The following is a 5,000-nucleotide window of genomic DNA, read 5'->3' as shown; positions in this document are numbered from 1 at the left end:
CATTGGTGCTGATGATTACATTACAAAGCCTTTCAGTATTCATGAAGTCATTGCACGTGTAAAAGCTCTTATGCGGCGTTTTTTAGTTCTTGGAAGTGACGCTAATATACAAAAGAAAACAACTCTAACTTTTAAAGGCCTATTGATTGATTTAAATACATATACAGTTCATACAAACAAAGAAGAAATTAACTTAACCGGAAAAGAACTGGAACTATTAAAATTCTTCACTTCAAATCCAGGACAAGTATTTACAAAAACACAGCTCTTCCGAAATGTGTGGGACGATAATTATATAGAAGATGACAATACCGTTATGGTACATATTCGAAAACTTAGAAAGAAAATAGAAGTCGATCCTTCCAACCCAAAATTCATTCAGACTGTATGGGGAATTGGTTATAAGTTTGTAGGTGAACAGCTTGAAGACTGATAAAACCCTTTTCCTTATTTCATTACAACTTATCATTTGCGGGCTTTTAAATATACAAATGGACCCAAGGGTAAAAATATCTTTATTTATTACCCTTATCTTAATTACAATGTATCTCTTCTTTTCAAGAATACAATTCATTCAGCACCGCAAATCAATAGATACTAAATTAAGTCGTGTACTAAAAGGTAATTTACAAGCAAGATTATTTACAAGCAATGATCGTTCATTACATAATATCGTTTTTTCAATAAACGAACTAATAGCTGAATTAGAAAAGGTTCGGATTGAAGCAAAGAGGTCTGAGGAATCTAGAAAAAAACTTCTGTCTAGTATCTCGCACGATATACGAACACCACTTACCTCCATTATTGGCTATATTGATGCCTTAAAAGATGAGGTTGCTGCTTCTGAAATAGAAAAGCAAGAATATCTTAAAATACTTTATATGAAATCAAATAACTTGAAGCACCTAGTTGATGAGATATTCAATATGGCGAAGCTAGATGCTAACGAATTTCCACTAAAAGAAGAAGAACTCGACTTTTCTGAAGTTACTAGAGAAGTTTTGATTGAATTTTTACCTGAGCTCTCAAAACATAATATTGAACTACAAATTCTCATACCAGAATCTACTTTTCCTATCATGGCAGATCAACTTAGCCTTATACGAATTATAGGTAATTTAATGAAAAATGCTATTTATTACGGAAAGGATGGGAAAACAGTAGGAGTCGAACTATTAGAAACCGATACAGAATATGAACTTCTTATTTGGGACAAAGGCCCTGGTATTCCAAAACATGATTTGCAAAACATATTTGAGCGAATGTACCGAAGCGAACAATCAAGAAACTCCTCTTTTGGTGGTAGCGGTCTCGGACTTTCTATTTCTAAAGCGCTCGTTGAAAAGAATGGCGGGCATATATGGGTTGAAAGTAATCCATGGGAAAGAACCACTTTTGGATTTTCCATTCCAAAACACAATACTTTTAAGAAATAGTTAAGAAATGATTAATATGCAGTTAAACCTTCCTGCTTATCATGTAAGTAAGAACTTATAGAAAGTAGGTGTCTCCTATAAATACAATTATAAAAACAACTAATCTTACTAAAGTATATGGCAATCAAAAATCCGTAGATAATCTAAATATTAACGTTCAACAGGGAGAGATTTATGGATTCATAGGTCGTAACGGTGCTGGTAAAACAACAACCATTCGTATGCTACTCGGTCTTATAAAGCCTACAAGTGGAACTATCGAAATATTCGGAGAGGACTTATTTCAAAATCAAAAAGATATTTTAAGTAGAATTGGTTCTATCGTTGAAGTTCCAGGGTTTTATGAAAACTTAACTGCAAAAGAAAACTTATTAATTAACGCAAAGATAATTGGGGTTCACAAAAAGAATGCTATTGAAGAAGCGTTAGAAATAGTAGGCTTGCAACATGAAACAAAAAAGTTAGTGGGAAAGTATTCTTTAGGCATGAAGCAGCGTTTAGGAATTGCACGCGCCCTTCTCCATTATCCCGAACTACTTATATTAGATGAACCAACTAACGGACTAGACCCCATCGGGATTAAAGAAATGCGAAAACTTATTCATTCTTTAGCTCAAGAAAGGAATATAACGATACTCATTTCTAGTCACATATTAGCCGAGGTAGAACAGTTAGTTGATCGTATCGGAATTATTCACGAAGGAAAGTTACTAGAAGAAGTTTCTCTTGATACGCTACGCAAAGCAAACCGTAAATACATAGAATTTCAGGTGAATAATGACAGTAAGGCTACGATGTTATTAGAAAATCAATTTCAAATTTTCGATTATGAGGTACATGATGAAGGGAATATTCGCATTTACTCTCATTTCGGGCAACAAGGATGCATCAACAGAACGTTTGTTCTAAATGATATTGAAGTATTAAAAATGATGATGAGCGAAGACAGATTAGAAGATTATTTCACCAAACTAGTTGGAGGTGGAACAATTGGTTAACCTACTCTATACAGAACTATTAAAACTAAAACGCTCTAATATGTTTTTAATTAGTATTATTGGGGCTGGTGTCGCACCTTTCTTAGTCGTAGTAGCTTCTTATATACATATAAAAACCAAACAGCCAACTCCGACTATTTGGTTCCATCAATTATTCACTGAAGTTAACTTATACACTACTTTAGTTATAGGGTTCCCCTTATATGGAGTAGTAGTTGCTTATCTGTTTACCCGTGAATATGCAGAAGACACATTAAAAAATTTACTAACTATCCCCGTGTCACGTATTAGTTTTATTATAAGTAAGTTCATCATTCTTTTCCTTTGGATCATGATGCTAACTTTAGTTGCTTGGTCGCTTACTTTAATATTAGGGCTATTGGGGAACTTCCCTGGTTTTAACACTGCTTTACTTTTAGGTTCTTTCCTAAAATTTTTAACCTGTGGTGGACTTCTTTTTCTATTGTCTTCACCTATTGTTCTATTAACTCTTGTAATGAAGAGCTATGTACCGCCTATTATATTAACAGTCATTATTACAATGACTAATCTTATGCTCGTAAATTCCAAACATAAAGATTTATTTCCCTGGATCGCCACTTTAGATATCGCAAATAATGAATTACAACCCACATATCCATCAGAGTATTCTTATATGATCATTGCAGCAACAACGATTTTCGGATTTATCGCAACACTATTCTATTTTAAGAGAGTAGACATTCATTAATTTTTAGGAGTGAAACTATGAGCGATATCATTATTGCCTTCATACTCGGTATCGTAGAGGGGTTAGCTGAATTTTTACCTATCTCTTCTACCGGCCACCTTATATTAGTCGGGCATTTATTAGGCTTTGAAGGAGAAAGAGCGAAAACATTTGAAATTGTTATTCAACTAGGCGCAATTTTAGCTATTGCAATTTTATATCATAAACGTCTCGTATCTTTATGTAATATTAAGCCTCTTCTACGGAAGGAGAATAAATTCAACGCGTTCCATGTATTTCTTGGCGTATTTCCGGCAGTAGTTGCTGGTTTACTACTACATGATGTTATTAAAACTTACTTATTTCAGCCATATACTGTTGTGATTGGACTTGTAGCAGGGGCAATTCTTATGATCTTTGCAGAAGTAAAAAAGCAAGAGGCAACCGCCTGCTCACTGGACGATTTAACATACCATCAAGCATTAACAATTGGATTATTTCAATGTTTAGCAGTATACCCTGGCTTTTCTAGAGCAGGATCTACTATCTCTGGAGGTCTATTAGCAAAAGTAAATTATAAGACTGCATCAGAGTTCTCGTTTCTAATAGCTCTTCCTGTAATGGTTGGGGCTACAGGCTTAGACTTACTAAAAAGCTGGAAGTATCTAAGTGTCGATGACATCCCTATGTTTGCAGTAGGGTTCATTACCTCTTTTATAGTAGCAATGCTAGCAGTAGTAACTTTTCTGAAGCTTTTAGAGAAGATAGGTTTAAAACCTTTTGCATACTATCGCATTTTGTTAGCTGTCTTATTTACACTTTTCGTATTGCTATAGATTCATATAAGTCACATATTATTAAACCGATATTCAAGTTGAAATATCGGTTTTTTATCCATTTCACCTCTGTCTTACTTGAATATAGCATAGTGGCAATCCCTCTGAATATCCTTCAAGCACTTTTAGCCTTTACCGTACGGCACAATTTAAAAATTAAACATCCCTCCACTAATCTAGATGTCTACTGGACAATGCTGTATAGGGATCGTATATTTTTATAAACCATATTCATTCCAAACTATCTTGCACGGTTAGTAATTGATGAGTTAAAAAACGCAATATGCCCCAGTCACATTTATTATGAATTAGAAACTAAACCAATATCGCCAAATAACGATTATAGTTTTATATTCAATGCGTATGATGAACCTATATCCATGATTAAGACATCAGAATACAACGTTCGTCTATAATTGAAACAGTATAATATTGTTTACCAAACACGAAAAAACACAAGTCAAAAGACTTGTGTTTTTAGTTGCTTGGCGACGTCCTACTCTCACAGGGACAAGGTCCCAACTACCATCGGCGCTAGAGAGCTTAACTTCCGTGTTCGGTATGGGAACGGGTGTGACCTCTCTGCCATCATCACCAAACTATTGAAGGCATATTCCTTCAAAACTAGATAACATTTGCTACATATTATATGGTTAAGTCCTCGATCTATTAGTATTCGTCAGCTCCACATGTCACCATGCTTCCACCTCGAACCTATCAACCTGATCATCTTTCAGGGATCTTACTAGCTTACGCTATGGGAAATCTCATCTTGAGGGGGGCTTCATGCTTAGATGCTTTCAGCACTTATCCCTTCCGCACATAGCTACCCAGCTATGCCCTTGGCAGAACAACTGGTACACCAGCGGTGCGTCCATCCCGGTCCTCTCGTACTAAGGACAGCTCCTCTCAAATTTCCTACGCCCACGACGGATAGGGACCGAACTGTCTCACGACGTTCTGAACCCAGCTCGCGTACCGCTTTAATGGGCGAACAGCCCAACCCTTGGGACCGACTACA

5 protein-coding genes and 2 rRNA genes (2 of these 7 running past the window's edge) are annotated in these 5,000 nt (G+C 35.7%); 5 read left to right on the top strand and 2 right to left on the bottom strand.

Annotated features, from left to right (window positions below):
* The 5 genes from PSR14_RS01755 to uppP form a co-directional block, all read left to right on the top strand.
* Positions 1–433, top strand: the 3' portion of a protein-coding gene (locus PSR14_RS01755; protein ID WP_000651988.1) for a response regulator transcription factor. It extends 281 nt beyond the left edge of the window; only the last 433 of its 714 coding nucleotides appear in the window; the start codon falls outside the window, past its left edge; it ends in the stop codon at positions 431–433.
* Positions 423–1,436: a cell wall metabolism sensor histidine kinase WalK gene (locus tag PSR14_RS01750; protein ID WP_000845341.1), complete on the top strand. Its 1,014-nt coding sequence runs from the start codon at positions 423–425 to the stop codon at positions 1,434–1,436. The genes PSR14_RS01755 and PSR14_RS01750 overlap by 11 nt, the downstream gene beginning before the upstream one ends.
* Before the next feature lie 68 nt (positions 1,437–1,504).
* Positions 1,505–2,434, top strand: a complete 930-nt coding sequence (locus PSR14_RS01745; RefSeq protein ID WP_098487806.1) for an ABC transporter ATP-binding protein — start codon at positions 1,505–1,507, stop codon at positions 2,432–2,434.
* Entirely contained in the window at positions 2,427–3,164 is a 738-nt protein-coding gene (locus tag PSR14_RS01740) for an ABC transporter permease (protein ID WP_113733052.1), read from the top strand. Before PSR14_RS01745 ends, PSR14_RS01740 begins: the two co-directional genes overlap by 8 nt.
* A gap of 17 nt (positions 3,165–3,181) precedes the next feature.
* Positions 3,182–3,979 (top strand): undecaprenyl-diphosphate phosphatase UppP, encoded by a 798-nt coding sequence (gene uppP / locus PSR14_RS01735; protein ID WP_001279966.1) that lies wholly within the window; start codon positions 3,182–3,184, stop codon positions 3,977–3,979.
* Positions 3,980–4,462: 483 nt separating this feature from the next.
* On the opposite strand, the gene rrf is transcribed toward uppP, so the two are convergent.
* Positions 4,463–4,578: ribosomal RNA gene (rrf, locus tag PSR14_RS01730) — 5S ribosomal RNA — on the bottom strand.
* A 50-nt stretch (positions 4,579–4,628) separates the two neighbouring features.
* A 23S ribosomal RNA gene (locus PSR14_RS01725) occupies positions 4,629–5,000 on the bottom strand; it runs 2,551 nt beyond the window's last position.

Source organism: Bacillus sp. A01H, from assembly GCF_045277205.1.
In the GTDB taxonomy this organism is placed as follows: domain Bacteria; phylum Bacillota; class Bacilli; order Bacillales; family Bacillaceae_G; genus Bacillus_A; species Bacillus_A paranthracis.
This window is presented reverse-complemented; position numbering and strand designations above follow the sequence as displayed.

What these genes read in the sequence shown, in the direction of transcription:
- uppP (WP_001279966.1), top strand. Translation starts at nt 3,182, where the DNA reads ATGAGCGATATCATTATTGCCTTCATACTCGGTATCGTAGAGGGGTTA.